The 25,776-nt window shown below is 38.9% G+C and carries 22 protein-coding genes; 9 read left to right on the forward strand and 13 right to left on the reverse strand.

What is annotated here, in order from left to right; translation table 11 throughout:
• Nucleotides 1-43: 43 nt before the first annotated feature.
• Both JWQ34_RS15405 and JWQ34_RS15410 read left to right on the forward strand, forming a co-directional pair.
• Nucleotides 44-1,639 (forward strand): hypothetical protein, encoded by a 1,596-nt coding sequence (locus JWQ34_RS15405; RefSeq protein WP_299358633.1) that lies wholly within the window; start codon nucleotides 44-46, stop codon nucleotides 1,637-1,639.
• Nucleotides 1,640-1,765: 126 nt separating this feature from the next.
• Nucleotides 1,766-3,217 (forward strand): DUF5723 family protein, encoded by a 1,452-nt coding sequence (locus JWQ34_RS15410; RefSeq protein WP_299358635.1) that lies wholly within the window; start codon nucleotides 1,766-1,768, stop codon nucleotides 3,215-3,217.
• Here the strand turns inward: JWQ34_RS15410 and tsaB are convergent.
• The 5 genes from tsaB to mscL form a co-directional block, all read right to left on the reverse strand.
• Nucleotides 3,214-3,900 carry a tRNA (adenosine(37)-N6)-threonylcarbamoyltransferase complex dimerization subunit type 1 TsaB gene (gene tsaB / locus JWQ34_RS15415; protein ID WP_299358637.1) on the reverse strand — a complete coding sequence of 229 codons (687 nt, stop codon included), beginning with the start codon at nucleotides 3,898-3,900 and terminating at the stop codon, nucleotides 3,214-3,216. The genes JWQ34_RS15410 and tsaB overlap by 4 nt on opposite strands.
• A gap of 83 nt (nucleotides 3,901-3,983) precedes the next feature.
• On the reverse strand, nucleotides 3,984-4,226 hold the full coding sequence (gene yidD, locus JWQ34_RS15420) for a membrane protein insertion efficiency factor YidD (protein WP_299358639.1): 243 nt from the start codon (nucleotides 4,224-4,226) through the stop codon (nucleotides 3,984-3,986).
• Nucleotides 4,223-4,606: a ribonuclease P protein component gene (gene rnpA / locus JWQ34_RS15425; RefSeq protein WP_299358641.1), complete on the reverse strand. Its 384-nt coding sequence runs from the start codon at nucleotides 4,604-4,606 to the stop codon at nucleotides 4,223-4,225. Before rnpA ends, yidD begins: the two co-directional genes overlap by 4 nt.
• A gap of 74 nt (nucleotides 4,607-4,680) precedes the next feature.
• Nucleotides 4,681-4,839, reverse strand: coding sequence for a 50S ribosomal protein L34 (rpmH, locus tag JWQ34_RS15430; RefSeq protein WP_175268754.1), 159 nt, complete (start codon nucleotides 4,837-4,839; stop codon nucleotides 4,681-4,683).
• 161 nt (nucleotides 4,840-5,000) lie between these two features.
• Complete coding sequence (gene mscL, locus JWQ34_RS15435) at nucleotides 5,001-5,390, reverse strand: large-conductance mechanosensitive channel protein MscL (protein WP_299358644.1); 390 nt, start codon at nucleotides 5,388-5,390, stop codon at nucleotides 5,001-5,003.
• A gap of 149 nt (nucleotides 5,391-5,539) precedes the next feature.
• Here mscL and rpoN point away from each other — a divergent pair, with 149 nt between their 5' ends.
• Nucleotides 5,540-7,015, forward strand: coding sequence for an RNA polymerase factor sigma-54 (rpoN, locus tag JWQ34_RS15440; RefSeq protein ID WP_299358646.1), 1,476 nt, complete (start codon nucleotides 5,540-5,542; stop codon nucleotides 7,013-7,015).
• Nucleotides 7,016-7,073: 58 nt separating this feature from the next.
• Here rpoN and JWQ34_RS15445 read toward each other — a convergent pair whose 3' ends face one another.
• The 4 genes from JWQ34_RS15445 to JWQ34_RS15460 form a co-directional block, all read right to left on the reverse strand.
• Entirely contained in the window at nucleotides 7,074-8,093 is a 1,020-nt protein-coding gene (locus JWQ34_RS15445) for a type IX secretion system membrane protein PorP/SprF (RefSeq protein ID WP_299358648.1), read from the reverse strand.
• A gap of 209 nt (nucleotides 8,094-8,302) precedes the next feature.
• On the reverse strand, nucleotides 8,303-10,801 hold the full coding sequence (locus tag JWQ34_RS15450) for an MBG domain-containing protein (protein WP_299358650.1): 2,499 nt from the start codon (nucleotides 10,799-10,801) through the stop codon (nucleotides 8,303-8,305).
• A gap of 86 nt (nucleotides 10,802-10,887) precedes the next feature.
• Complete coding sequence (locus JWQ34_RS15455; protein ID WP_299358652.1) at nucleotides 10,888-14,481, reverse strand: PKD domain-containing protein; 3,594 nt, start codon at nucleotides 14,479-14,481, stop codon at nucleotides 10,888-10,890.
• Between the two features lie 88 nt (nucleotides 14,482-14,569).
• Entirely contained in the window at nucleotides 14,570-15,019 is a 450-nt protein-coding gene (locus JWQ34_RS15460; protein WP_299358654.1) for a response regulator, read from the reverse strand.
• Nucleotides 15,020-15,129: 110 nt separating this feature from the next.
• On the opposite strand from JWQ34_RS15460, the gene JWQ34_RS15465 reads away from it, so the two are divergent.
• Nucleotides 15,130-17,307 carry a 7TM diverse intracellular signaling domain-containing protein gene (locus JWQ34_RS15465; protein ID WP_299358656.1) on the forward strand — a complete coding sequence of 726 codons (2,178 nt, stop codon included), beginning with the start codon at nucleotides 15,130-15,132 and terminating at the stop codon, nucleotides 17,305-17,307.
• 112 nt (nucleotides 17,308-17,419) lie between these two features.
• Here the strand turns inward: JWQ34_RS15465 and JWQ34_RS15470 are convergent, their stop codons facing one another.
• Together JWQ34_RS15470 and JWQ34_RS15475 are read right to left on the reverse strand one after the other, a co-directional pair.
• The gene (locus JWQ34_RS15470; protein ID WP_299358658.1) at nucleotides 17,420-19,177 is read right to left on the reverse strand and encodes an ABC transporter ATP-binding protein; all 1,758 of its coding nucleotides are present in this window, start codon (nucleotides 19,175-19,177) and stop codon (nucleotides 17,420-17,422) included.
• The gene (locus JWQ34_RS15475) at nucleotides 19,167-20,909 is read right to left on the reverse strand and encodes an ABC transporter ATP-binding protein (RefSeq protein WP_299358660.1); all 1,743 of its coding nucleotides are present in this window, start codon (nucleotides 20,907-20,909) and stop codon (nucleotides 19,167-19,169) included. Before JWQ34_RS15475 ends, JWQ34_RS15470 begins: the two co-directional genes overlap by 11 nt.
• A 101-nt stretch (nucleotides 20,910-21,010) precedes the next feature.
• On the opposite strand from JWQ34_RS15475, the gene JWQ34_RS15480 reads away from it, so the two are divergent.
• The 3 genes from JWQ34_RS15480 (at nucleotide 21,011) to JWQ34_RS15490 (ending at nucleotide 22,799) form a co-directional block, all read left to right on the forward strand.
• Nucleotides 21,011-21,613 carry a GNAT family protein gene (locus JWQ34_RS15480; protein WP_299358662.1) on the forward strand — a complete coding sequence of 201 codons (603 nt, stop codon included), beginning with the start codon at nucleotides 21,011-21,013 and terminating at the stop codon, nucleotides 21,611-21,613.
• A gap of 70 nt (nucleotides 21,614-21,683) precedes the next feature.
• Nucleotides 21,684-21,902, forward strand: coding sequence for a CDGSH iron-sulfur domain-containing protein (locus JWQ34_RS15485; RefSeq protein WP_299358664.1), 219 nt, complete (start codon nucleotides 21,684-21,686; stop codon nucleotides 21,900-21,902).
• An 87-nt stretch (nucleotides 21,903-21,989) separates the two neighbouring features.
• A complete protein-coding gene (locus JWQ34_RS15490) occupies nucleotides 21,990-22,799 on the forward strand; it encodes a tRNA pseudouridine(38-40) synthase TruA (RefSeq protein ID WP_299358666.1) in 810 nt (269 codons plus the stop codon).
• A gap of 227 nt (nucleotides 22,800-23,026) precedes the next feature.
• Here the strand turns inward: JWQ34_RS15490 and JWQ34_RS15495 are convergent, their stop codons facing one another.
• Nucleotides 23,027-23,239 carry a VF530 family protein gene (locus tag JWQ34_RS15495; protein ID WP_299358668.1) on the reverse strand — a complete coding sequence of 71 codons (213 nt, stop codon included), beginning with the start codon at nucleotides 23,237-23,239 and terminating at the stop codon, nucleotides 23,027-23,029.
• Between the two features lie 88 nt (nucleotides 23,240-23,327).
• Complete coding sequence (locus tag JWQ34_RS15500) at nucleotides 23,328-23,993, reverse strand: bifunctional 4-hydroxy-2-oxoglutarate aldolase/2-dehydro-3-deoxy-phosphogluconate aldolase (protein WP_299358670.1); 666 nt, start codon at nucleotides 23,991-23,993, stop codon at nucleotides 23,328-23,330.
• 214 nt (nucleotides 23,994-24,207) lie between these two features.
• Between JWQ34_RS15500 and JWQ34_RS15505 the strand changes: the two genes are divergently transcribed.
• Nucleotides 24,208-25,233 carry a sugar kinase gene (locus JWQ34_RS15505; RefSeq protein ID WP_299358672.1) on the forward strand — a complete coding sequence of 342 codons (1,026 nt, stop codon included), beginning with the start codon at nucleotides 24,208-24,210 and terminating at the stop codon, nucleotides 25,231-25,233.
• 10 nt (nucleotides 25,234-25,243) lie between these two features.
• Complete coding sequence (locus tag JWQ34_RS15510) at nucleotides 25,244-25,693, forward strand: YhcH/YjgK/YiaL family protein (RefSeq protein WP_299358674.1); 450 nt, start codon at nucleotides 25,244-25,246, stop codon at nucleotides 25,691-25,693.
• The last annotated feature ends 83 nt before the right edge of the window (nucleotides 25,694-25,776 follow it).

Below are 25,776 nucleotides of genomic sequence, written 5' to 3' on the forward strand. Positions count from 1 at the left end.
GAATGCCTCGCTGTAAAAATCTAACTTGCAGCGTAAACTATTTATGAGACGATTAATTATTACCACAATAATTTTGCTTATAGCCGCAGCGGCTATAACAGTTGTCTATTTTAAAAATTTAAATACTCCCGGTTTACACAATGGCGAAACCATGCGCACCATCCCCGATAACGCCGCGCTGGTACTTGAATTTAATAACGAAGACAGCTTTTATGATATTTTTAATGGCAATAAACTCTTTGCCGCTGTTATTGGCCAAAAGCAACTGGCCGATCTGGACACCTTGCGTAACCAATTGTTATCAAATCCACCACTTCAAAAACATTTTACGGGCCAAAATACTTTTATATCGTTACATCCATTAAAAGACAATACAATTGAATTATTGATCACTATCGCTGCATCAAAAGGGTTTAACCCTGCTGATATGGATAAGCTGCCGAAGCAATTAAACAAAGGATTATTAGTTACCCCGGATACCATTGATGGAAAAAAAACATACACTATTTACTCAGGCATATTAAAGAAGCGGTTTTATTTGATCAATAAAGAGGAAGGTATTTATACCGGCAGTTTTTCGAAAGAACTGATAGAACAAAGCGCCCATTACATCCCACAAAAAAACAAACAGCATTTTTTAATGCTGCCCGCTCAACAAAACACAAATTCGCTGGCTAACTTGTACATCAATTACAACTGTTTAAACCCACTTTTTGAGGTATTATTTAAAAATAAAAATACCGACATATTTAAAAATTTCAGGTTGCTGCCCGCGCTTGCTGCACTAAACATTAACTTTAAAAGCGATGCATTATTATTTACCGGGTTTTCAAACATCCAGCCAAATCAACCATCAACTTATTTAAATTTATTTGCGGGACAGCAACCCGTTACCAACCATTTAAAAGATATCTTCCCGTCAACCACAGCTTATAGCATAAGTTTCGCGGTATCTGATCCTAAAAAATTCAAGTCAGATCTGTCCGACTGGCAGATTAAAGCCAAAATGCAGCACGAGAAAGATTCGATATTTACTAAAGTAAAAGCCGAAACCGGCATTAATTTGATAACCGAATTTAACCAGGTGTTAAATAATGAGTTTGCCGTAGTTACTACCCGCTATATGGAAAAAATTGCCATCATCAGTTTAAAAGATGGCAGCGCGTTTAAGCCGGTAATGAAGTACATCAGTAACATGAGTAATGACGATATGGGCCAGTTAAATTACAACAAACTCCCATTTTTTTTATTGGGCGACGCCTTTAGCGCGTTTAATCACCCCTGGTTTATAATCATTGATAACTATTTGATCTTAGCAAACAGCGAGTTGGAGTTAAAAAGTTATAACGACACCTACATCAACCACAAATTTCAAAGCAAAATACAACAGTATAACCAGTTTGATAAACTGATAGCCGAAAGAAGCAATGTTGCCTGGTACATTAACTTTAAAAACGCGCAGTCTATTTTAAAACAAGATTTAAACGATGCTTTTTACGTTAATTTTGAAAGAAATGAAACCGGCTGGAAAAGCTTTTACGCGGCCTCATACCAGTTAATTGCATCTGATAAAAACTTCTATACCAGCTTTTGTATGAACCTTACTAAACCCGATACTCGTAATAAACAACAGAACTGATAATATACACTTAACTAGTTCTTTATATTTTGACTAAGGGAGTAATTTAATTGAATTTATATTACAAATAATAGATTTTGAATTTTATCTTTAGACAATAATATTATATACTATCATTAGTTATAAATGAAGAAAACTTTATTTTTTTGGTGCTTTTTTTTGATTACGGTTAAAGTTTTTGGCCAGCAATTTTCGCAGTACAATACAGGTTCATTATATGATTCTTTTGAGAATCCGGCGCAAAGGGCATTTATACCAGATACCACCAAACAGTTTGCTTTCAATTTTTTCATCCCAACCTTCAGCGCTAATTTATTTATAGCAGGCAATGCCCAGGAAGCATTAAAAACCCGGCTATTTTCATCCTATTACAATACAGCTAATCTGGTAACCGGCCAAGCCGGATACAACCGTATGAATGTTAATCTTAATTACTACTCTGTAATGTTTAAAGTATTCGCCAGTGAAAATGGCGACCAGGAAGTAGGGTTTTCAGTTAATACCAAGGCCGAAATGAGGGGGTTCTTTACCGATGAATCTGTTGCGTTATTTAACGGGTTCACAAACTTCCCTGCCAACAGTTATCCTAACGTATTTAATGATAATTTTTATTACCAGGCATATCATCAAATAAGCTTTACCTACCGCGAGCAAGTTACCAAACGATTTGCATTTGGTTTAAAACTAAGTGCATTATCAGGGCTTACTTATCGAAAGACCAGTATATATAAATCAAGCATAACATTTGATAAAGCCAATGATGCCGCTACATTATCTTTGCAAGGCACTAATTACTCCAATGGAACAACTGGCGAATCTGACGCACAAAAAGCATTGCCAACATTTAAAAACCCCGGTGCGGCAATAAGTATAGGCACATCATACATTGACGAGAGCGGCTATAAATGGCAAGGTAATGTTAAGGATCTTGGATTTATTCATTGGAACAGCAGTTCTTTAATTTCGTCATTTGAAGGCAGTAAGACAATAACGGGATTCTCAACAAACGATCGCGAAAAAAATATTACAGGCCGTTTGGATAGCCTTACCAGCAGTTCTCAGAAAACAACCGGTTTTAATTCGTATATAAATGGTTTGCTTGAGTTAAGCATCAATAAATCATATTGGTTGGATGATAACGAAGTCTTTAAATTTTCTCCTACTCTTATAGCGTCTAAAGAACTTTTTTACAATGGTTTTACAGCTGCTTTGGTAGCTCCCGTGCTATTTGGCAAATATTCTGTAACCCTTACATCGTCATATAACGATTTAAAGCTATTTAACCTGGGTGGTCAGTTTATGATAAAATCAGATAATTCCGAATTTTTTATTGGCAGTGAACGCGCTTTCAGAACAGGCGCATTAATTGGTGATGCGGCTAAAGGAAGCACAAATCAACAAACCCAAACAAAGATCACTCAAAGCGCTTTTTCGGGGATGGATTTCTTTATAGGTGTATCTTATAAATTTGGGTCGCTTATTGAGCGCAGGTTAAATTCAAGCTCGATACCAAACGGCGACAAAGGCTTTATTGGCAGGATATGGGAAAACCTGTTCAATAAAGACAAAAACTACTAAGCCCTCGGCTTAGTAACCAAAAAATCTTTCAGATAATAAGGCTCAAAATAGGCCACATCTTCAAACTCAGCATTAGCAAATTTTTCTGCAGCTTTTGTTGTGAGATAAGTAGCAGAGTTGGTAAATCCGGATATAAATTGCGCATTTGAACTCACACTTAATACCTCTCGGCACTTTTCTGCGCCATCGCCAAAAAACAATATTTTGTGATCTTTTAATTGATCAACAAAGCTATCCTGATCAATAATTTCGGCCGAAGTTGGTTTTACCACATTGCCCCTTACATTAAATAAAGCGGTATAAACTTCCATCCTGCGAGCATCTATCATAGGGCAAAGCAGTGTTTGGTTATCTATATTACATTCGGAAATCATCCCTTGCGCCATAGCAGCCAGGGTTTCAACGGCTATCAATGGCCTATCCATCGCGAAGCATAACCCCTTGGCTGTTGATACACCTATACGCAACCCGGTGTATGATCCCGGTCCGCTGCTTACCGCTACCGCGTCAATATCTTTGTATTGTAAGCCTGCACCGGCAATTAGTTCGTCAATAAATAAAGTAATTATTTCTGCATGGATATTACGCTCATCCAATTGTTTAAATGCAATAACCTCCCCATCCTTTGCTAAAGCAACAGAGCATACGGTAGTAGCAGTTTCTATTTGCAGTATATAAGTCATTTTTTGAGTTTTGAGTGGTAAGTTTTGAGTGGTGAGTTAAAAACTATAATACTCATAGTTCAACACTCACAACTGGTAACTATTCAAGGTACCGGGTCATGCCCATGCCCACCCCAGGGGTTGCAACTGGCAATACGCTTTAAAGTTAACCATCCGCCTTTAAAAGCGCCGTGTTTTTTTATAGCTTCTACCCCATATTGCGAACAAGTTGGCGTATAACGACATGAGGCACCTGTAAGCGGCGATATAAAGTACTGGTATATTCTTATCAGCAATACAAAAAAAGCGCCTATAAGCGCTTTAAATATGTCTGCTATGGCTCTCATTTTACAAGCTCAGCACTAAGCTGCACTAAAAGTTTAAGCATTTTTTTCTCTATCAGTTCATACGGGGCAATTTCCTTACCAATATATCCTACAGATAGCACTATCTTTTTATCAGCGGCGTTAAGCTGCTCATATAATTGTTGCTGTTTACTTAGCCTATAGGCTTCGCGCATGCGCCTTTTTATTAAATTACGGTCAACAGCACGTTTATAACGCCTTTTTGATACCGAAAACAAAATTTGCGCGGGCACCTGCTGCACGTCACCAACCAACAACCACGAAGCTTTAAAAGGATAACATAAAAAAGAAGAACCGTTATGAAAAAGCTCATCAATAAGCTTTTTATTACATAACCGTTCTTCTTTTTTAAAAGTGTACATAGTTACTATATAAATTGAACCGAAATTTAATACAAGCGGTTCAAATCCCCTGTAACAGAGAAAGTAACCAAGATTTATGCTTTATGACGACCTTCGCTAGATACAGATAATTTTTTTCTGCCTTTAGCTCTTCTGGCTGCTAAAATTCTTCTACCGTTAGCAGTAGACATGCGCTCACGGAATCCGTGTTTATTTCTTCTTTTTCTTTGAGAAGGCTGAAACGTTCTTTTCATGACTTTTTTATTCTATTTTGTTTTTAAAAACAAAGAGCGCAAATGTAGTGTAATTATTTGTTTTTTCAAATATACATTTGAAAAAAGTTCGTTAGATCATGGATGACGGTTCATAGTGAATGTGCGGCTTCTATGAACTATCGTCCATTAACTATGGACTACTACTGTTTCTTTGCCAGTAAGTCGCGTATCTCTGTAAGTAATGTTTCTTCTTTTGTTGGAGTCGGATCAGGTGCCGGTACAACCTCTTCTTTCTTTTTGGTAGAGTTAATTGCTTTAATAATAAGAAATAAGGCTATTGCCACAATCAGGAAGGCAATAATTTGCGACAAAAAGTTTCCATATTTTATCGCTGTTCCCGATACCACCAACTCTGCTAAGTTAGTTAAGTGTGCAGCTTTAAGTGCCGGTGTAAGTATGGCAGGGGTGATAATATCATCTACCATCGAACTAACAATTTTACTAAAAGCACCGCCTATTACAACAGCAACTGCCAGGTCAACCACGTTGCCACGCATGGCAAACTCTTTAAATTCTTTTACAATAGCCATAGTTTACAAGTTACATACGTAAAGTTATTATATAATTCCATTATCATCCAAACAAATGTTGCCTTCAGGCATTTACTCATAGAACGTTTTCCTTTTAACTAAGTTTTAAAGTTATAGGTAATTGATGTAGATTTGCCCTTGTCTGATTTATGCTAAAACAAAACCTCCAACAGAAATTATTACAGAAGCTGTCGCCGCAGCAAATACAGTTTATTAAACTGTTGCAGGTACCTACTGTGTCGTTAGACACCCGTATAAAAGAGGAGTTGGAAGAGAACCCAGCGCTCGAAGATCTAAGCTTAACCAACCTTAACGAGCCTGAAGAACAATACCCGGACCGAGACCCTGACGAAGATACTTTTAACGGCGATGAAGAGCGTGGCGAGGCGGATGAATTTAATATTGACGATTACCTGCAGGAAGATAATGTGAACGAATATGGATCGCGCTATGATCAGAATGGTGATGATGAAGATGACCGTAAAGAGATACCATTTGCCGTACAAAGTTCGTTTTTTGAGGCCCTACAAGCACAACTGGATATGTTGCCCATGTCTGACAAAGACTTTAAGATAGCCAACCAGATTATTGGCAGTTTAGATGATGACGGTTACTTGCGCAGGCCCATAACTTCGCTTACTGATGATCTTGCCTTTTCACAAAATGTAATGGCCGAGGATGAAGAAGTGGAGGATATGTTAAAGCTGATACAAAGCTTTGATCCTCCGGGCGTTGGTGCCCGCAGCTTGCAGGAATGTTTACTAATCCAGTTACGCAGAAAAGATCAGAATGATCTAATAATAATTAAAGCGATATTGGTTGTTGAACATCATTTGGATGAATTTACCCGCAAGCATTATGACAAGCTGGAAAAATCATTAAACATGACATCAATTGAATTACGTGGTGTGGTGAATGAGATATTAAAGCTTAACCCCAAACCCGGCGACTCGAACGAGGTAAATACCAAGCAAATGCAAGTTATTCCTGATTTTCATATCAAGAATAGTGATGGCGTGCTGATACTTACCCTAAACTCTAAAAACGCGCCCGAATTAAGGGTGAGCCGCTCTTACCAGGAGATGTTTCAGCATTATGATAAGGCATCGCAAAAAGATAAAAAGCTAAAAGAGGCGGTACAGTTTGTAAAACAAAAATTAGATTCGGCAAAATGGTTTATTGATGCTATTAAACAGCGCCAGCAAACCTTGTTAAAAACAATGAATGCTATTATGCATTACCAATACGATTTTTTTTTAACAGGTGATGATAAGAGCCTTAAACCGATGATATTGAAAGACATTGCCGATAAGATAGGTATGGATATTTCAACTGTATCGCGTGTGGCTAATTCTAAATATGTACAAACCGAGCACGGTACCTTTTTGTTAAAATCATTCTTCTCAGAGGCTATCCAAACCGAAAGTGGTGAAGAAGTGTCAAACAAAGAAGTTAAAAAAATACTGGAAGAGCACATTGGCAAAGAAGACAAACGACACCCTCTTGCCGATGAAAAACTTACCGATATATTAAAAGACGCCGGCTACAACATAGCACGCCGCACAGTAGCAAAATATCGCGAGCAAATGAATATACCAGTAGCGAGGCTGAGGAAGGAACTGTAATAAGTTAGCAGTTTGCAGCTGTTAGTTTGCAGTGTTTTATCGCTAACTGCAAACTGATTTAAAACCCATGTTGCGGGCAAGTAACCTTATATTTATTGTTAAGCAATAAGCCAATCACAATTTCATGCGTACCGTTACTTACGGTGTTTAATGATGATGTAGTGATATCATAAGAGTAACCTACATTTATAAATGAGCTTAGGTTAAATCCCGCTAATATTCCAAAGGAGTCATTATGACGATATGAGCCGCCTAACCAAAATTTATCCTGGAATGAAGCTTTAAGATTAATATCATAGGTCATAGGCACCGGCTGTATAACTTTAATCAGAAAAGAAGGCAAAAGTGTAATATCATCTGATACATATAACTTAGTACCGGCTGTAAAGAAATAATGCGGCACAGTTTGGCTTACATCCACAGTTGTAGTTGTTGTACTGAAATAAAGGCTTTGTTTTAATAATTGTTGAACAGATACACCTGCATAAAAATCGCCCGAATATAGCCACGCTCCTACTCCAAGGTCGGGTTTCCATTGGGTGTTATTACCATTTGCAATTGCCGGGTCAAATGAGGTCGCTAATGTAATTTCGGATGTATTTAAACTGATACGGTTAAAACCCGCGGCTACCCCAACTGCTAAATTTAAACGCGGGGCCAGACCAATATGATAAGCATAAGTAGCAGCAACATTGGTTTGTGTAATAGGGCCGGCTTTATCAGTTACTAACATGAAGCCAATACCATGATGCGGTTCTGAAGCCTGGTAGTTTTGAGTATAAAGCCTGCTGCTTGGATTGGTTTCGCCACCACCGGGGAAAGCAGTAGCATCACCATTTATAAAATTATTTCCAATTGGTGCGTTTACAGTTAAGAAACTGGTTACCGGGGCGCCGTTTAAACCCGTCCACTGGCTGCGATAACCCAGTTTGGCATCAGTATAGTTTTCAATACCACTTACAGCCGGATTTAGCAAATAATTATTAAATACATACTGAGTATACTGCGGCAATTGTTGTGCATTAACCGTGCTGATGGAAAAAGCAAAAAACACCAATAAATATATATATTTCCTCATTAAAAATTTACACCACATATTTTACGCACGCATCTTATTGGTTGTAACTATGCTTATGATAAGATAGATAAACAGATTTTATCATTTAATTATTATGCTAAAATAACATATTTGATTTAACGAATATAGCTTTTCTAAATTATCTGATATATAGTTAGCTGTAATATTTATTCTCTATTGCATTTATTTAACATTTTGTGCCAATTCATTTACCTTATAATTGTTAAACTACCTGTAATTTGTTTAGCGCCATTATTAAGATTTATAATGTAATAATAGGCCCCTACCGGTAAATTTGCTCCATTGTGTTTGCCGTTCCAGGCAGTAATGTAACCTGACGAGTAAAATACTTTTTCGCCATAACGGGTAAATATATTGATAGTACAGTTAGGGTACTGGGCTATGTTCTTTATGTCCCAGGTATCATTTACTCCATCGCCATTGGGCGTAAAAGCATTGGCCACTATAAGTTGTTGAGGCTCTACAGTTAGTACGCCCGGCACATACGTAATGTCATAATTATTTGCCGATGCCCCGCTTACGGTAATTGGGTATTGCCCAACTAATGATAATTTAACCGCAGTAGTTGCCACTACAGGCAGGGTTGTTAATTGTGAAGCATCTTCATTGTTTACAAACCCGCTGTATTTTACAGTAAAGGGGGGATTAGCATCGCCAAAATACCTGGTTTTATTCTCGACAGTTATGGTTAATGGCGCTTTTGTTACTTCTATATCGCCTTTTACATACGTAATGGTATAATTACTTGCTGTAAATGTGCCGCCTGTGGCTGCTGATAGTGTGACCGAACCGGGATAAGTACCTAAAGTGGCTGTCGCGGCTGATCCGTTGCCATAGGCTGCTGTCACACTGCCAATGGTTTCATTATTTTTCAATCCTGTCGAAGTGAAAATTATTGAACCCGGACCTGTTGTCAGCACAGAGCCATAGGCTTTGGTTATAATACCGGCAGTTATAGTTAACGGCACTGGTGTTACTTCACTTAAAACTGTAGCAATTGTTGCAGTAGTAGCCCCACTGGTTAAAACAATATCACCTGAATGACCACCCACACTTGCAGATGCCTTTAACCGCACATATACCTGCGTGACCGGCACAGTTCCATCTGTGCCCACCGTGACCGTATTACTGAAAGTTATATCATCTGTACTCACCTCAAAACCATCGGGTGGCGTTACCAATATGCCTGACGATATATAGGTACCCGATACACTAAAACCGGTTGAAGTTGAAGGCGTACCATAGATAGTATTTTTTGCTGATAAAGCACCTGTAGGAAAAATTGCGGGGGGTGGTGGGTTTACAGTTATGGTAAATGTTATAGTAGCGCCGCTACACATGCTAGTTTTGGGTTGCGGCGGAATAGTACCGTTGGGGATTGAATCTACTACTAAATTGTTGCCGGTATTTATAACCGACATATATTTATTATTATAGTTAAAGTAATAATTTTGAGTAGCGTGAGTAACATAAATTTGATCGCCACTAGCGCTAACGGCGAAACCTATGCCAGTACTATGATAGCCGTCATTAAAAGAAAGGTGATAGGTAATAATAGTGGTTATTAATTTATCAGCGGCTCCGTCTATTACCGCTATTTGAGCTGACCCACCAAAAACATAAACAATATCCCTGGCCGGGTTTATATACATTGCACCTACAAACCCAGCTGCAACTGTTGATATCTGCAATGTTTGAGTATCTAGTATTGTTATTCTATCATCAGTCACACTAGTGGATGTTGCATATAAGTTTTTCTCGCCGTACCCCAAAAGGATCTGGGAAGGAATTACGCCTAACGAAACCGTTGATATTGTCCCTGTTGATGTATTTAATGTAGATAGTACATCAGACGATGTGCTGGTTATATAAGCCCTGCTACCGTCAGTAGTAAATATCATCTGCTTAGGTGTTTGGACATTTATGGTAGATGTGATGGTATTTGAGGTTGCATCGATTACAGAAATATAATTTCCCGTTTGGTTTATCAAGTATATTTTTTTACTGTCAGGACTTATTATAGGTGTACTGTTATAACCTGTATTTAAGTTTATTACACTTTCTACTGTCCTTGTGATGGCATTAATAACAGTGATTGCCCGCCCTTGGGCGCCGGATACATAAAGTTTTTTTCCATCAGGGCTTTGCGCAATGCCTCCGACTCCTGCCGGCACATCAATGGTTGCCATTACAGTATTATCAACAGGATTGGCTATATACAATTTACTTACATCGCGTATGTTGCCAAAATACAAATCTCCATTAAGGCCCGTAGCTCTTAAATTGCCATAAGGTACAGGTATAGTAGCTACCTGCTGGAAGGTTGTAGGGTCTAAAACAGCAACATAATTGGCACCAGCGTATGAATAAATAAACGGTGGCGCAGGCGCAGGCGTACCTGTTATAGTGGCTTTAATAGGTTGATAACCGTTATTAACAGCTGTAAAAGCAGGGATATTACCAGAACCCTTTGCCGGCAAGCCAATTGCCGGATTGTTGTTTACCCATTGATATATACAACTTGTAGTAGGGAAAGGTGCAACACTTACAACATCGCCATTTTTTACTGTTATATCGCTTTGTGCTTTTACTTTAACACTCGAAAAAAAAAGGCACAATAAACCAGCTGTAAAAAGCAAATGGCTTATTACATATTTTGCTCTGTAGGGTATAGCTGATAGATTCAAGGCAATAAATGGTTGATCTAAATTAGGTAATTCGGCTGACTATTAACTAAATAAAAGCAAATATTTATAAAACAGGTATTACAACACTATCGTATAATTGTTAAGTAGCCCGTTATTGGTTTACGCCCGCTATTTGGGCTTATAATGTAATAATAGGTACCAATAGGCAAATCACCACCATTAAATCGCCCATCCCAGGGCGTTGCGTAACCGTTAGAGCGAAACACTTTACCACCATACCTGTTAAATATTTCTACCGTAACATTAGGATATGAACCTAAGTATTTAATTTCCCAGGTATCATTTATACCATCGCCGTTAGGTGTAAACGCGTTAGGCACAATGGGTATTTTTAAAACTCTTACTGTAGTTTGTACAACAGTGGCACAAGCGTTATCTGATGTAACTGTTAAAGTATATTTCGTGTCTGTTGTCACCTTGGCAACCGGGTTTTTAATATCATCATGGTCTAAACCTGTAGCCGGGGTCCATTTATAAATAAGCGCTCCGCTATTTATATTGGCTATCGGGGTTAATGTAACCTGCCCGCTTTCCAGCACAGGATATTCGACAGGTAAAGATACAGTAGGCGTTGGCTTAACAACAATTTGGAAACTAGTTGCATAAGTACATCCCGAATTATCGGCAGTAAACAGGTAATTAATAGTAAAAGTGCCCGGCCCGGCAGTAGCAGGGTCAAATATGCCATCCGAGGTTATACCTGTTCCTGTAAATTTATCTTTACCTGGCAAATTGGATTTACCGGAGAAACGTCCGGGAGAGTCCCCCTGGCATAATGTTACCGGATTTTTATAGAATGTAGTGTCATTTAACAATAATGAAACTATCGGACTTGGGTTTATAGTAATTGTTTGTTGATAAGGGCTCCAACACGTTTGTCCCGAATAGGCATGCAACACTACATGATAGTTTTGCGCTATGGTTGTATTATTTATGCCATAAAAATGGGTGTATTTTTTATCACTCCGCATTGTGGTTCTATCATATATAACACTATCCGTAGGATGGTTATCAAAATCATAAAAAAACACCAGCTTACTTACATCACCAAAATCAACCGTTGATACATCAACAAAGGTAACGCTATCACTACTGCATAAATTAGTTCCGTTTTGTGTATTAAAGTCGGCAACTGGGTTAAAGCCGGTTACTGCAAATGATTTGGATACAGAACTTACACACCCATACTTTGATGTTACTGTAAGTTTAGCCGTATAATTCCCCTGGATATGATAAACATGTCGCGGATTTTGTTGCGTGGATGTATTTAAGTTACCAGTAGCAGCGTCACCAAAATCCCATAAATAAACAAAAGCTGACTCTGTATTGTCTGCAATAGTGCTTGTTGAGGTAAACTGAGCGTATGGGTCATGCAGGCATATATCAGGCAGCGCAAAGTCTGCCACGGGTAATGGATTAATTGTTAAAACCTTAGTAAATACATCACTAACACACCCGCCATCTGTAGTAACTGTTAATGTAACTGTATAAGCTCCGGGCTTAGTGTAGCTATGTGTAATTGGCAAGCCATTGGCCATTGCAGTTTTTGTAGTATCTCCAAAATCCCATGCCCAATTAGTAATAGTTCCTTCGGGTGCGTGTGATGCTGAACTATTAAAAGTAATGATTTGCCCGGGGCAATCTGGAGTCGACACCGTAAACAAGGCTACAGGGCTTGCTATAAGATGCACTGTTTTTGCCGATGAAACGTTTGTGCAACCATTATAATCGGTGGTAGTTAAATGTACCACATAATTATTAGCTACTGCATATTTATGCTTGGGGTTTTGCAGGGTTGATGTTGTGTTATCTCCAAAATCCCAAAGCCATGATTTAACTGTGCTTCCGTTAGTCAGCATTGTTTTATCGGTAAATGAAACCGAATCGCTCAAACAAGTGCTGGCGGCTACACTAAAATCGCTTGCGGGCGGGTCTGTAATTGTAAAACCGTTTTCTACATCCTGGTTTGTGCCACATACATCAGCAACCGGGTTAAATACAGTTGCTACTGCAATGTGCGTACCTGATGCAAAATTAATGGGCTTAGTGTACTGGTAAGTGTATAACGTTTTATTATCTTTTACTGTAGTTGATTTTACAATAGGGTTTGTATCTACAAGGGTTGGCGTACCGTCAATTTTCCATGCTATATTGGTGGTTTGAAAAGGTATAGTAACTTCTAATTTATAAGTGATATTACTACAACCTGTTGTTAAAATATTGGTAGTATCTGCCAGGTCTTGTAATGCCACATATTCATTCAAATCCTGCAAATTAGTACCTGCGGCATATCCGTAAGACTCTGCATTACCAAAGCCATAAGCAATAGCGTTAAACGGCACCGCGGCATCAATGGTATGTGTACCCGATGTTAAATCTCCGTTATTATTATTATTAGATTGTGGCCCTGATGTTACCTGGATTTGCGCATAAGAATAGTTGGAATTAACAATAGGTGCAAAGCTGTTTTTATACGGGACACCATCAAGTGTAAATGAATTGATTGCACTTGTTGGGATAACAACATTAATAAAGCTGCGCAATATGGCATAATACCCGGTTGAGTATAGTGTAACGTGATTTAATCCTTGCTCTATCGGGCTCAGGTAAATCATTTCAGGGTCACCTACATCGCCGTTGTTTTTATTATTTGTACAACTTATGGTTTGGCCCTGGGTTGGCGAATATTGCACTACCTGTATAGGCTGATCTGCTGATATAATATTGGGGGTTTGAGAATTAAATTCAAAATACAAGTTATTAATAAAAAGTGATGCCGGAATTTGCGTACCATTTAGGGATACTGTTGTGTTTGGTGTGCTTAAAACTATCCGGTAAACATCAAAGGGCCTTCCGGCTAATGGCGCGGCAATATAGTTTTTACCCCAGGTTGACGTTGGATATACTTGTTGAAATAAGTTATCAGAGCTAGAGCCGGTACCAACACCACAGCCTATGGCAATACGGCTGCTGCCAGAAAATACAGCGATTTTTTTGCAGGTACCCGTATTTGTGCTTATTGATTGAATTTTTGTGCCGGTAAGATCTGTTGATGCCAGCCCCTGGTACACCTGCCCTTTATTTAACGATATGGTGTAAGCTACATCGGCCGGCGTGCCATCTAATAACTGCACCGATGGAGTGATAGATACAGTTGTGTTATCTTCTGTCGCAATAATATCAAATGTAGAAAATGCCGGATTAGTAGTTGGAGCATTTGATTTTTGGGTATAATTAAGCGATATATAATCTTTACCCATAGCATTAACCGGCAGTAACAAAGTTGCACCAGATACACTGTTGGCATAAATATGCGCGTAAACCGCGATAGGCTTGGCAGATGTTATATGTATACCGCTATTGGTAAATTTGCCAAAACCATTTAAATAAGCGCTTGATGGTATATTTATAAATGTCACCGCGTTTGCCGTTACCGTAAAGTTTTGCAGCAAACGCCCTCCTATTTCAACACTGCCTGTGGTTGATATATCAGATGTTATGTATAAAACCATGCTGGCAGGGGCAGAACCGGTCACACCATTATTGTGCGACATGAAGGCAGTCCAGAACTCAGTACCTTTATTACTTTGCGAATAAGCTTTTATACAGCTTACAATTAGTAACAGGGGAATTACTATCGTGCAAAATATTTTCTTCAAGTTATTGTTTATTTCTAATCAGTAACGTTGCTGTTGCTGAATTGGTATACTAAATATACGCTGCTTTTAATAAAAGGGTTGTTAATGATCAGGTAAGCGATTTACCCATAGCATCAAGCACGGCATAAGCCTTCTGAAGTTTGTTTGCAAGTTCCTTATTTTCTTTTCTCAGATTGTATATTTCGAGCGCGTTTTCAATATACATTTTCAGTTCATCATTTTGCCAGGGCTTTACCAGGTATTTATAAACCTGGCCACGGTTAATAGCGTCCATAACCGCGTTTATATCAGAAAACCCGGTCAATAATATACGTATGGTATCCGGATAGATAGACAAAATTGATTCTAAAAACTCAATCCCGGTCATACCGGGCATGCGTTGGTCTGTTATAATAACTCCAATCTCCTGGCTATCTAATATTTTGCGCCCTTCTTTTGCCGAAATTGCTGTAAATATTTCAAAATCTCGTCTGAAAGCCGCCTTAAAACTATTCAGGTTATTGATCTCATCATCAACGTATAATACACCTATTGCCATGACCAAACTTAAAGATTATAATGATTATATATTTTAATTTATGCCCGAAATTTTAATTTTCTGTGCATTTTTATTGAAATTACTATTTCCTGCTACTGCCCCGTGTAAAAATGAAAAAAATATTACTAATCTTATGTCTTCTGATACGAAATATTAGTGTATTCGCTGGTCAAACAGATACTTTAAAAATTCACACGAACGAAACCCGATATTTAACGAACCAATATTTTCTTGAACTGGAAGATCCTGATAACACTTTATCCATAAAAAACATTCTAACCAACCATCACTTTCACACCATCACATCTACCTTTCCACGGCTAAAATATTCTAAATCAATTACGTGGTTAAAATTCGCTGTCACCAATAAAACCAACCAAACATTTTTACCCATAACCATTAGCAAAAGTATAATAGATGATTTTGATGTTTATTTTTTAGAACCAATGTATCATAAAGGTCACAAAACGTTTCTTTTAAAACATTTATCGGCCCATGATCCGCAATTTAATTCAAATCTTTTAAATCAAAGCGTTATGCTGGTTAATGCGCCAGTCTCCTCTGACTCTACCGTTACTTTTTTTGCACGCATAAAAAGTAACGCGTCAACAGTTATCCCCATTGAAATAAATAGCGCGGCGCAATTTGTACAAAAACGAAGTTTTGAGAACCTGGTAAATGGCGCCATTATAGGTGTGTTTATAATAATGGCGCTGTATAATTTAATGCTATTTATTATTGTGGGCGACAGAAGCTATTTATATTATGTTATATATATAACGTTTTTAGGAGCAAACCAATCATTATTACTGGGTTTTGGTAATAGTTTATTTCCTAATGACCTTCCACTTTTAAATAAATACATTATCCCTATTTTAAGAGTATTTTTTGGCTATTCGTTATTATTATTTGCCGGCGAGTTTTTACATTTCAAACAAAATATTAAACGGTATTATAATTTTTACTTGTTTTTATTTGTGCTGTATACATTTCCTTTACTAGCAACTATTACGGGTTATACACATAATGCTTATACATTATCTACCGTGGCCACGTTAACCACATCGTCAAGCTTGCTGGTGATTGTTAGTGTACTTTACTACAGGGGATTTAAACCAGCCAAGTTTTTTATAATAGGCTGGGGATTATTTTTAGTATCAATAATGGTTTCAATTGCGCGAAATAACGGGTTTGTGCCTTTCAATTATTTTACGCTTAATATAGTAATATACAGCGCGTTAATTGAGCTGATATTATTTTCGATTGCGCTGGCTGATAAAATAAATTATTACAGGCGAGAAAATACCGAATCGCAATTAGCCGCCTTAACTATAGCGAGGGAAAATGAACGCTTAATAACCGAACAGAATATATTTTTAGAAAACAAAGTAAAAGAACGTACGCAAGAATTAATACAAACCAACCAAAATTTATCAGTAACCATTGACAATCTTAAATCGGCCCAAATACAGTTAATTGAAACTGAAAAAATGGCTTCGTTGGGACAGTTAACAGCTGGTGTAGCGCATGAAATTAACAATCCTATAAACTTTGTAAGCGCTAATGTTAAACCTCTCCGTATAGATTTTGATGAGATATTTGAATTACTTGGCAAGTATGAACTTGCAGCCAATAACGGCACACCCGAGCTGTTAGATGATGCCAATAATTACAAGAATAAAATTAATGTTGATTTTGTAAAAAACGAAATAAATACCTTGCTGGATGGCATTGAGGACGGAGCCAGCCGTACTGCAGAAATTGTACAAAGCCTGCGCACCTTTAGCCGCATGGATGAATCGGTATTAATACCGGCAAATATTAATACAGCCATATTAAGCACACTGGTTATATTAAGAAGCTCTATCCCTTATTATATAGAAATAAAACCAATTTTAGAAAAACTACAGCCTTTAAACTGTTACGCGGGTAAGATCAACCAGGCTTTGATCAATTTAATTAACAACAGTATACAGGCTATTACGGTGAAAGAGATGCATAACAACGAAAGCATTGCCATTTACACTTATGACCATACCGATCATATCACTATAAAAATTACCGACACCGGCATAGGCATGACTAACAACGTTAAGCAACGCATATTTGAACCATTTTTTACCACCAAAAATATAGGCGAAGGCACCGGCCTGGGCCTATCAATAGTATTTGGAATTATTGAAAAACATAAAGGCACCATCAATGTAGAATCAGTACCCGGCGCAGGTACAACATTTACTGTAACACTACCTAAGGATTTGGTAGATGAGGACGATGATCATAGCTAATGGTTCATAGTATAAATACTCTGATAATAAAATCTCTGCCATCAGCCATTAGCTGGAATCATCATATTATACCATGATCTATCTGTGAACTATCAACCATGAATTATCAATGCTAACTAACCCGCTTGCCTTTAAGCAACATATCCATAGCATCATTTAATGACCCTGCGCGGCTTACTTCGCCCGAATTAACGAAGAATATCTCATCGGCATTTTCGATAGTATTTAAACGGTGCGCTATAATTACGCGGGTAGTAGTTGCGGGTAAGTTATTTAAAATATCGCCCAGTAACTTTTCAGTAATAGTGTCGATATTAGCTGTTGCTTCGTCCAGGATTAACAACTCGGGATTACGCAGTACCGCACGCATGAAGGCAATTAATTGCTTTTGACCAAGGCTTATACTGTCACCGCCTGATGTTACAGGCGTATCTAATCCACTTTCAAAAATCGCTAATAAACTACCCAAATCGGCATCGGCTATAACTTGCTCCATTTGCTCACTGGTATGGTCTTTATAAAGCGCGTTTCCGTATAAAATATTCTCTCGTACGGTACCCGTAAATAAAAATGGTTCCTGCAAAATAAAGCCAATTTTTTGTGAGCGTACCTCGTCATCATAACTGCGGATATCTTTGCCGCTTAATAATACTTCTCCTTTATTAGGGTCATACAACCGCGCAATTAACGATGCCGTTGTGGTTTTACCACCACCTGTAGGGCCAACTAATGCATAAGTTTTGCCAGCCTCCATTTTGAAGCTAACGTTGTGCAATATTTCATGGTCATCGGCATAACCAAAATGTACATTTTTAAACTCTAAAAGTGTTAATGATGGTTCAGCAATTGTATCTTGAACATTAATCAGATTTGTATCCAAGCCAAGTATTTGCGATATCCTGTCCCATGCAGCCATAGCGGTTTGGAAATTGGCCCATAGAGCCGCCAGTTGCCTTAACGGATTGTAAAACAGCGTAACGTATGATAAGTAAGCTATTAATAAACCTATAGAAAAATCAGTGCCAATTAAATAAATACCATATACCAATACAGTTAGCTGGGCAATACTCGAGAACAAGCTATACACCGGCATAAATATATTATTGGCCAGGCCGGCGCTTATAGCCGTTTTATAGTTTTGTTGATTAGCGCCGTCAAACCGTTTCCTAAAATAATCGCGACGGTTAAAGGCAATGATCACTTTAAAATTATTCAGGCTTTCCTGTATCTCGGCGCTCATACCGCCAACACTTTTTAAGTTTTTAGCATTGGTTTTTTTCACCCATGGCGATACCAACGTAGTAAAAATCAGTATTAAAAACATAGGCGCAATAGCTGCCAGTCCTAGTTGGATATGGATCGCTAATAAAAATATACCCGCGCCCGTCATGGTGGCAATGCTGCCAATAAACTGCACTAATGATTGCGAGAAAAATTGGTTCAACTTATCCGTATCATTATTAACGCGCGATATTAAATCGCCGGCTTTGTTTTGGTTAAAAAAATCAACCGGTAATAATTGCAGTTTATTAAATATGGCATTGCGCAGCGTAAACAACATACGTTGCCCTACCCCACCCATTAACATAGTTTGCAAATAGCTGGTTACCAAGCCAACCAAATACATGCTCAACAATATGCCCGATGCTACCAGTACGCCCTGATACTGCTTGATTTGCACATATTTATCAATGGTACGCCCAATAATTAGCGGCCCCAATAAGTTTAACGTTGAGTTGATGAGTATGATTATAGTAGCTAATATCAGCGTGCGCTTTTCGTGACTGATTAGTTGCAACAGCTTCTTTAACGCAGCAAGGGTCGATGTTTTTTCGGCTTGCTCTGATAGTTTGTTCAAATTATAATTCATAGTTGCTGGTGCTTTGTTGTGAATTAAAAATTTGTACATACTCGGGGCTGGTGTGCATAAGGTCGTTATGCGCGCCGCTTGCAATGATCTCTCCTTCCATCAATAAAATAATCTGGTCATAATGTTCAATTGCCGCAATCTTTTGCGTTACTGATACCAATGTTATCTCCGGATAGTTTTTTTGTACGTTGGCTAATATCTTCTTTTCGGTATTGCCATCAACACGGGCTGTAAAATCATCCAGTAATAAAACTTTCGGGTCAACGGCCAACGCCCTCGCCAGCATAATACGCTGTTTTTGCCCACCCGAAAGGCTTGAGCCACGTTCTGATACGATGGTATTTAATCCATCAGGCAAGCCATCAATAAAATCTTTTAGTTCGGCGGTATCTATGGCTTTTTGTAATGATTCGTTAGTAACGGTATCACTGAACGCGATATTCTCGCGGATACTCATATTGAATATGATACTATCCTGGAAAACAAACCCAACCTGACTATGAAAAGCTTCACTGTTATAGTTGCTGATGTTTTTACCATCAAACTCCACCTCACCGCTATCCGCAGGAATTAAACCCGTAAGCAGGTAAAGCAATTGCGTTTTACCCGCGGCAGTAGGGCCTAATATGGCAATTTTTGACCCGGCCTTTATAGATAACGATACATTTTTAAGTGCGGGTTTTTGCCCGTAAGTTACGGTTACATCTTTCAGACCGATATCGCCTTTAAGCCTATCGGTTATAGTACCGCTATCTTCCATATCGGGCGCGTTTAATATCATGCTGATACGAGTATATGAGGCGGTTGCCTGCGCTATAATATTGCTCATAAACCCAATAATCAGTATCGGGAATATCAGCATAGATAAATAACTATTAAAGGCCGCAAACTCGCCCAAACTCATGGTGCCGTTTATAACATAATGTCCGCCTAAAGCTAAAATAGTTAAGGCTGATAAGTTGGCGGTGAAAGTTATTACCGGTATCAATCCGGCAAACATCCGCAGGATAGATAAGCCAAAATCACGGGCCTTGGTATTGGCCTCCAGAAACTTCATGATCTCCAGACTTTGCGAGTTGATTACACGTATTAAGGCTGCACCTAATATACTTTCATTAATGATCTTGTTTAACCAATCTATAACCTGGCGGCTTTCAATAAACAGCGCACGCACCTTTTTCAAAACATAAAAAAATGTACCGCCAATTATAGGGATGATGGCAATAACGGTTAGCGCCAATCTCCAATTAATAGATAGTAATAAAACACTGGCACCAATTATTATAAATAATGATGATGCTATAGATACAATGGCCTGTGATACGAACAGTTTTATAGAGTCGGTATCGGCAGTTAAATTAGTAAGCAGTTTTGATGGATTTGCCTTCTCAATAAAAGCGTGGCTTTGTTTTGATATTTTGTCAGACAGGCGGGTACGCAGATCGCGAGCCACACGCTCTGAAGCGTAAGTCTGGATAATGCTTTGCAGATAAGCGAATATAAAAATAAGCACAATGGCTATGCTAAACTCTGCAACTATGTGCTTAATATCAAAGCTTTTATGCGTGTAAGCGTCAATACCTTTTGATATAAGTTTAGGCAGCAGCAGGTTTATACCATTGCTAAACAACGCGAACAATAGTAAGAGCGTTACCATACCCCCATACGGTTTAAGCAGGCTGAAAATACCCGGCGGCTTTTTTTGATCGGTATGTGGTTTTTCTGGTGGCATGTGCGTTTATTTGCAAATATTAGGCAATTGTTTCAATTCTCAATACCAATGTAGACGATTGTTTGGATAAAACATTTTAACAATTATAAAAAAATTAACAAATGGCCCTAAACTTCAATAAAGAAGCAGAATATACGTTAGAAGATGATAGCGTGTTGTTAAGACCACTGCAATTAACAGATGCGCCGAACCTTTTAGCCATTTCTGTTAACGAGCCTGAAACGTGGGAATATTCTTCCAAATCTGCCGCAGGCGAAGAAGCTTTGAAAGCCTATATAGAAGAAGCAATAACCGCACGAGCGGCAGGAACAGAATATGCTTTTATAGTTTATGATAAAACTACACAAGCCTATGCTGGCAGTACCCGTTTTTATGATATACAAACAAAAAACGAAGCATTACAACTAGGCTACACCTGGTACGGCAAAGATTTTAGGAGAACCGGCTTAAACAAACATTGCAAATTTTTACTACTGCAATTTGCTTTTGAAGCCCTGGGTGCCGAGCGTGTTGAGTTTCGGGCCGATAACCGTAACGATCGTAGTATTGCTGCTATGAAGAGCATTGGCTGTACGGTTGAGGGCGTAATAAGAAGCCATATGCCCCTGCACGATGGTACCCGCCGGGATTCAATTATACTAAGCATTTTGAAAAATGAATGGCATAATACTGTAAAAGAGAACCTTAAAAGCAAACTAAGATAGTTTCTGAATAGCACATAATCGGCAAAACACATTTGCTTTAAATTATATTTGCCGAAACATAATTTATAACATGAGTACAAAACTTACTATTAATAACAACGGATCTGTAAAGATTGAAGGCGATTTTGAAATTGTTGATATGCAGGGCGACAATTACGGCTTACAGGGCCGTACAGTATTATCTATTTGCCGTTGCGGCTTATCAGCCAATAAACCATTTTGCGATGGATCGCACAAAGGCCATTTTGAGCATAACGCCGTTGCGTTTGATTTGCCTCCGAAGAAATAAGCCCCCTCTAAATCTCCCCCGGTAGGGGAGACTTAATTAAAACATTCAAAAAGCCCTCCCTACCGGGGAGGGTTTGGGAGGGGCTCAATGCGCTATTTCGTACACATAGGTTATCATGGCACTAAATACAGTGGCTGGCAAAAGCACCCTGGTGTATTAAATATCCAGGAAGTTTTGGAAACTGCTTTGAGCGGACTTTTAAAAACGCCCATCTATATTGTAGGTTGTGGCCGTACAGATGCGCAGGTACATGCCAGCCAGTTCTTTTTCCACATGGATGTGAAGCAAGAATGGAAGTTCGACCTGTTGTTTCGACTCAATAAAACATTGCCTGATGATATAGCCGTGTTTGACATCATCCCAATGGAGGGCCTCCCCCACGCCCGCTTTGATGCCATCCAACGATCATACGATTATTTTATTCATACTTATAAGGACCCTTTTTTAAGCGAGTATAGCTCACTCTATTTAGAAAAGAATTGGGATCTGGATAAAATGAAAGATGCCGTAGCCTTACTACCGCTCTATACAGATTACCGCGGTTTCTGCAAAAGCCCTGACAGGAACGACCATACTATTTGCAACATATCATCAGCCACTTTATATGCCGATGAAAGCGGCGATAAGCTGCGTTTCCAAATCTCGGCCAATCGGTTTTTAAGTAAGATGATAAGGATTATTATGGGCAGGTTACTGGACATCGGCCGTGGCAAAATGAGCGTGGATGAGTTTGAGTCGTATCTTATCAGCAAAGAAACTCCGGCTATTATTATCCCGGCTTATCCGCAAGGATTGTATTTATCAAAGGTTACTTACCCATACCTGGATCTGCCACCCAGGAGTACCTTTTCACGTATTTTGCAGAATAGGGTTAATAGTAATTGGATAGCTATTTAGCGAGTTTTTTGTTTCACTGGCTTTGTTTCACTCTATGAAAAATATCTATTTTGCAATCATTTGATTATTAGCAAATTAAACAAATATCACAAATAAAAATCCTGACCAATAAGTTGTTTCATTTTGTTTCACGGGTTTTCGCAATCAGCTAATTATCAATACAATAACTTAAAATCTTGTTTCACTTGTTTCATCTGTTTCACACTCACGTGAAACAACAGTGTCGGTCACTTACCCTTCAAATACAGTTCTTCTACCTTCTTCCTGGCCCAGTCGGTTTTGCGCAGAAACTTCAGGCTTGATTTAATGCTCGGATCTTCTAAAAAACAATTGATGCGGATGCGATAACCTAACTCGGGCCAGCCGTATTTGGCAACCAACTCAGTGAGAATAGTCTCTAAAGTTATACCATGAAGTTTGTTGTTAGGTTGTTCCTGCATGTAGCCCCTCCCAAACCCTCCCCGGTAGGGAGGGTTTTAAAATTATATTTGTTAAAACAATATTGAAGTTTCCCCTACCGGGGGAGATTTAGAGGGGGCGACTCGCGTTTACTATCGCGATAGCTTGTTTAGTAGCTTCGGTTAGTTCGGCATATTTCTTACCTTCCATAACGCTCGCGCTTATTAGCTGGCTGCCCATACCTACCGCGCAAACCCCTGCTTTAAACCAGCCGCCAATGCTTTCTTTGGTCAGTTCAACACCACCTGTAGGCATAAACAACAAGTTAGGGAACACTGCTTTAACAGCCGATAAAAACGATGGCCCTAACACATTACCCGGAAACAGCTTAATAACCTTAGCGCCTAAATTCTCGGCTTTAATGATCTCTGACGGGGTCATGCAGCCCGGCACCCAAAGTATGTTATTTTTGTCTGCAACCTCAACTACCTCGTCAACCAATCCGGGGCTGATGATGTAATCGGCACCTGCATCAATAAACGCTTGTGCGCCTGCGCGGTCTTTTATGGTACCGATACCCAGGTACATTCCGCCCAGCTCTTTATCACAAACCTCGCGCAGTTTAGCAAAGTTTTTTAACGCGGCTTCGCCGCGATTGGTGTATTCGATAGTCTTTATGCCGGCAGCATATAAAGCATGCAATATATCTACGCTAACATCAGCGTCTTTATTAAAAAATAGTGGTAAAATACCTTGCTCTGGTATCAGTTTTAAAATCGCGGCTTTCTTATCCATTTTGTGTTAAATAATTGGATGGTAAATGTAGAAAAGAAATCTCAAAAACGATAAACGGGCCCTTACAAATACTTACAATACTTATGCAATCGTTTGTAGTGATTTTTATGCTAAAACTTCGTATTTAGTTAGGTTTAATGTACTTTTGGTCGCTTCGGTAAAACTATACCGTACCTGTAAACTTAATTTTTCAATTTTAAATAAAGCAATAACGATGTCTAAAAAAGTGGTAACACTGGGAGAAATAATGTTGAGGTTATCAACTCCTGATTATAAAAGATTTGTACAAAGCGATAGTTTTGATGTTACCTACGGTGGCGGCGAAGCTAACGTAGCAGCAGCGCTTTGCAATTATGGCTTAAACGGAACATTTGTATCTAAAGTACCGGCAAACCCAATTGGCCAGGCAGCTATAAACCACCTGCGCCGTTATGGTGTAGACACGCAGTTTGTTGCTCGTGGCGGCAAACGCTTAGGTATTTATTTTTTAGAAACTGGTGCTTCTATGCGTGCATCGCAGGTTGTTTATGATCGTGCCGATGCTTCTATATCAGAAGTTGATGCCAGCGAATTTGACTTTGATAAAATATTTGAAGGTGCCGATTGGTTCCATACCACTGGTATTACTCCTGCCTTAAGCGATAAAGCTGCCGCGCTTACTTTGGCTGCCTTAAAAGCCGCAAAAGCAAAAGGAATTACTACCAGCATCGACTTAAACTATCGTAAGAAACTTTGGAGTAAAGAAAAGGCTCGCCAGGTAATGACCGAGCTTTGCCAATATGTTGATGTTTGCATAGGCAACGAAGAAGATGCTGATACCACTTTAGGCTTCACCAGCGAAGGTACTGATGTAACCAAAGGCGAATTGAATTTAGACGGTTACAAAAGCGTTTTCAAGCAAATGAAAGAGAAATTTGGCTTTAAATATATCGCATCAACGCTAAGAGAGAGCCATAGCGCATCTGATAATGGATGGAGCGCGTTGGTATATGATGGTACCGAGTTTTATCATACCAAACAGTACGAAGTACGCATTATCGACCGGGTAGGCAGTGGCGACTCATTCGCCAGCGGATTTATTTACGGTTTGGTTACTAATATGAAATTAAGCGATGCTGCCGAGTTTGGCGTTGCAGCATCGGCTATTAAACACACCATTCCGGGCGATTTGAACCACGCTACTTTAGGCGAAGTTCAGGAACTGGTTAAGGGTGATGGTTCGGGCAGGGTACAACGTTAATAATTAGCCGATGATCATAGATACACTGGCAAGCGCCGAAAAATATTATGGCCTGCATAAAAACTTTAAGGCTGCGTTTGAGTACATTAATGCAACTGATTTAGAAACATTAGCCACGGGGAAATACGATGTTACTGATGGCCTGATAGTAATCGCATCAGAAGCTGAAGGCAAAACTGCTGACACCGCTACTGAGAAGTTTGAGTGCCATAATAAAAATATCGATATCCAATTTTGCATACGCGGTAATGAAACCATTGGCTGGAAACCCCGCACCGATTGCAAAAGCCCCAAAGGCGAATACAGTGATGAAAAAGACGTTTTGTTTTTTGCCGATAAGCCTGATATGTACTTTGCACTGAAAGATAGTCAGTTTGTTATTTTTTACCCCGAGGATGTGCATGCCCCAATGATTGGCGAAGGGTTGATTAAGAAGTTGGTATTTAAGGTGAAGATATAGGTAAATTTAACACTATATAAAAAAGAAGGGCTGACCAGTGGTCAGCCCTCTTTTTTATATACAACCGTCATTGCAAGCGTAGC

It is taken from the genome of Mucilaginibacter sp. (assembly GCF_028288185.1).
Taxonomy (GTDB): domain Bacteria; phylum Bacteroidota; class Bacteroidia; order Sphingobacteriales; family Sphingobacteriaceae; genus Mucilaginibacter.

Excerpts from the sequence above, each read along its gene's own strand:
- JWQ34_RS15405 (WP_299358633.1), top strand. The coding sequence starts at position 44 with ATGAGACGATTAATTATTACCACAATAATTTTGCTTATAGCCGCAGCG.
- JWQ34_RS15410 (WP_299358635.1), top strand. The coding sequence starts at position 1,766 with ATGAAGAAAACTTTATTTTTTTGGTGCTTTTTTTTGATTACGGTTAAA.
- tsaB (WP_299358637.1), bottom strand. The coding sequence starts at position 3,900 with ATGACTTATATACTGCAAATAGAAACTGCTACTACCGTATGCTCTGTT.
- yidD (WP_299358639.1), bottom strand. The coding sequence starts at position 4,226 with ATGAGAGCCATAGCAGACATATTTAAAGCGCTTATAGGCGCTTTTTTT.
- rnpA (WP_299358641.1), bottom strand. The coding sequence starts at position 4,606 with ATGTACACTTTTAAAAAAGAAGAACGGTTATGTAATAAAAAGCTTATT.
- rpmH (WP_175268754.1), bottom strand. The coding sequence starts at position 4,839 with ATGAAAAGAACGTTTCAGCCTTCTCAAAGAAAAAGAAGAAATAAACAC.
- mscL (WP_299358644.1), bottom strand. The coding sequence starts at position 5,390 with ATGGCTATTGTAAAAGAATTTAAAGAGTTTGCCATGCGTGGCAACGTG.
- rpoN (WP_299358646.1), top strand. The coding sequence starts at position 5,540 with ATGCTAAAACAAAACCTCCAACAGAAATTATTACAGAAGCTGTCGCCG.
- JWQ34_RS15445 (WP_299358648.1), bottom strand. The coding sequence starts at position 8,093 with ATGAGGAAATATATATATTTATTGGTGTTTTTTGCTTTTTCCATCAGC.
- JWQ34_RS15460 (WP_299358654.1), bottom strand. The coding sequence starts at position 15,019 with ATGGCAATAGGTGTATTATACGTTGATGATGAGATCAATAACCTGAAT.
- JWQ34_RS15465 (WP_299358656.1), top strand. The coding sequence starts at position 15,130 with ATGAAAAAAATATTACTAATCTTATGTCTTCTGATACGAAATATTAGT.
- JWQ34_RS15470 (WP_299358658.1), bottom strand. The coding sequence starts at position 19,177 with ATGAATTATAATTTGAACAAACTATCAGAGCAAGCCGAAAAAACATCG.
- JWQ34_RS15475 (WP_299358660.1), bottom strand. The coding sequence starts at position 20,909 with ATGCCACCAGAAAAACCACATACCGATCAAAAAAAGCCGCCGGGTATT.
- JWQ34_RS15480 (WP_299358662.1), top strand. The coding sequence starts at position 21,011 with ATGGCCCTAAACTTCAATAAAGAAGCAGAATATACGTTAGAAGATGAT.
- JWQ34_RS15485 (WP_299358664.1), top strand. The coding sequence starts at position 21,684 with ATGAGTACAAAACTTACTATTAATAACAACGGATCTGTAAAGATTGAA.
- JWQ34_RS15490 (WP_299358666.1), top strand. The coding sequence starts at position 21,990 with ATGCGCTATTTCGTACACATAGGTTATCATGGCACTAAATACAGTGGC.
- JWQ34_RS15495 (WP_299358668.1), bottom strand. The coding sequence starts at position 23,239 with ATGCAGGAACAACCTAACAACAAACTTCATGGTATAACTTTAGAGACT.
- JWQ34_RS15500 (WP_299358670.1), bottom strand. The coding sequence starts at position 23,993 with ATGGATAAGAAAGCCGCGATTTTAAAACTGATACCAGAGCAAGGTATT.
- JWQ34_RS15505 (WP_299358672.1), top strand. The coding sequence starts at position 24,208 with ATGTCTAAAAAAGTGGTAACACTGGGAGAAATAATGTTGAGGTTATCA.
- JWQ34_RS15510 (WP_299358674.1), top strand. The coding sequence starts at position 25,244 with ATGATCATAGATACACTGGCAAGCGCCGAAAAATATTATGGCCTGCAT.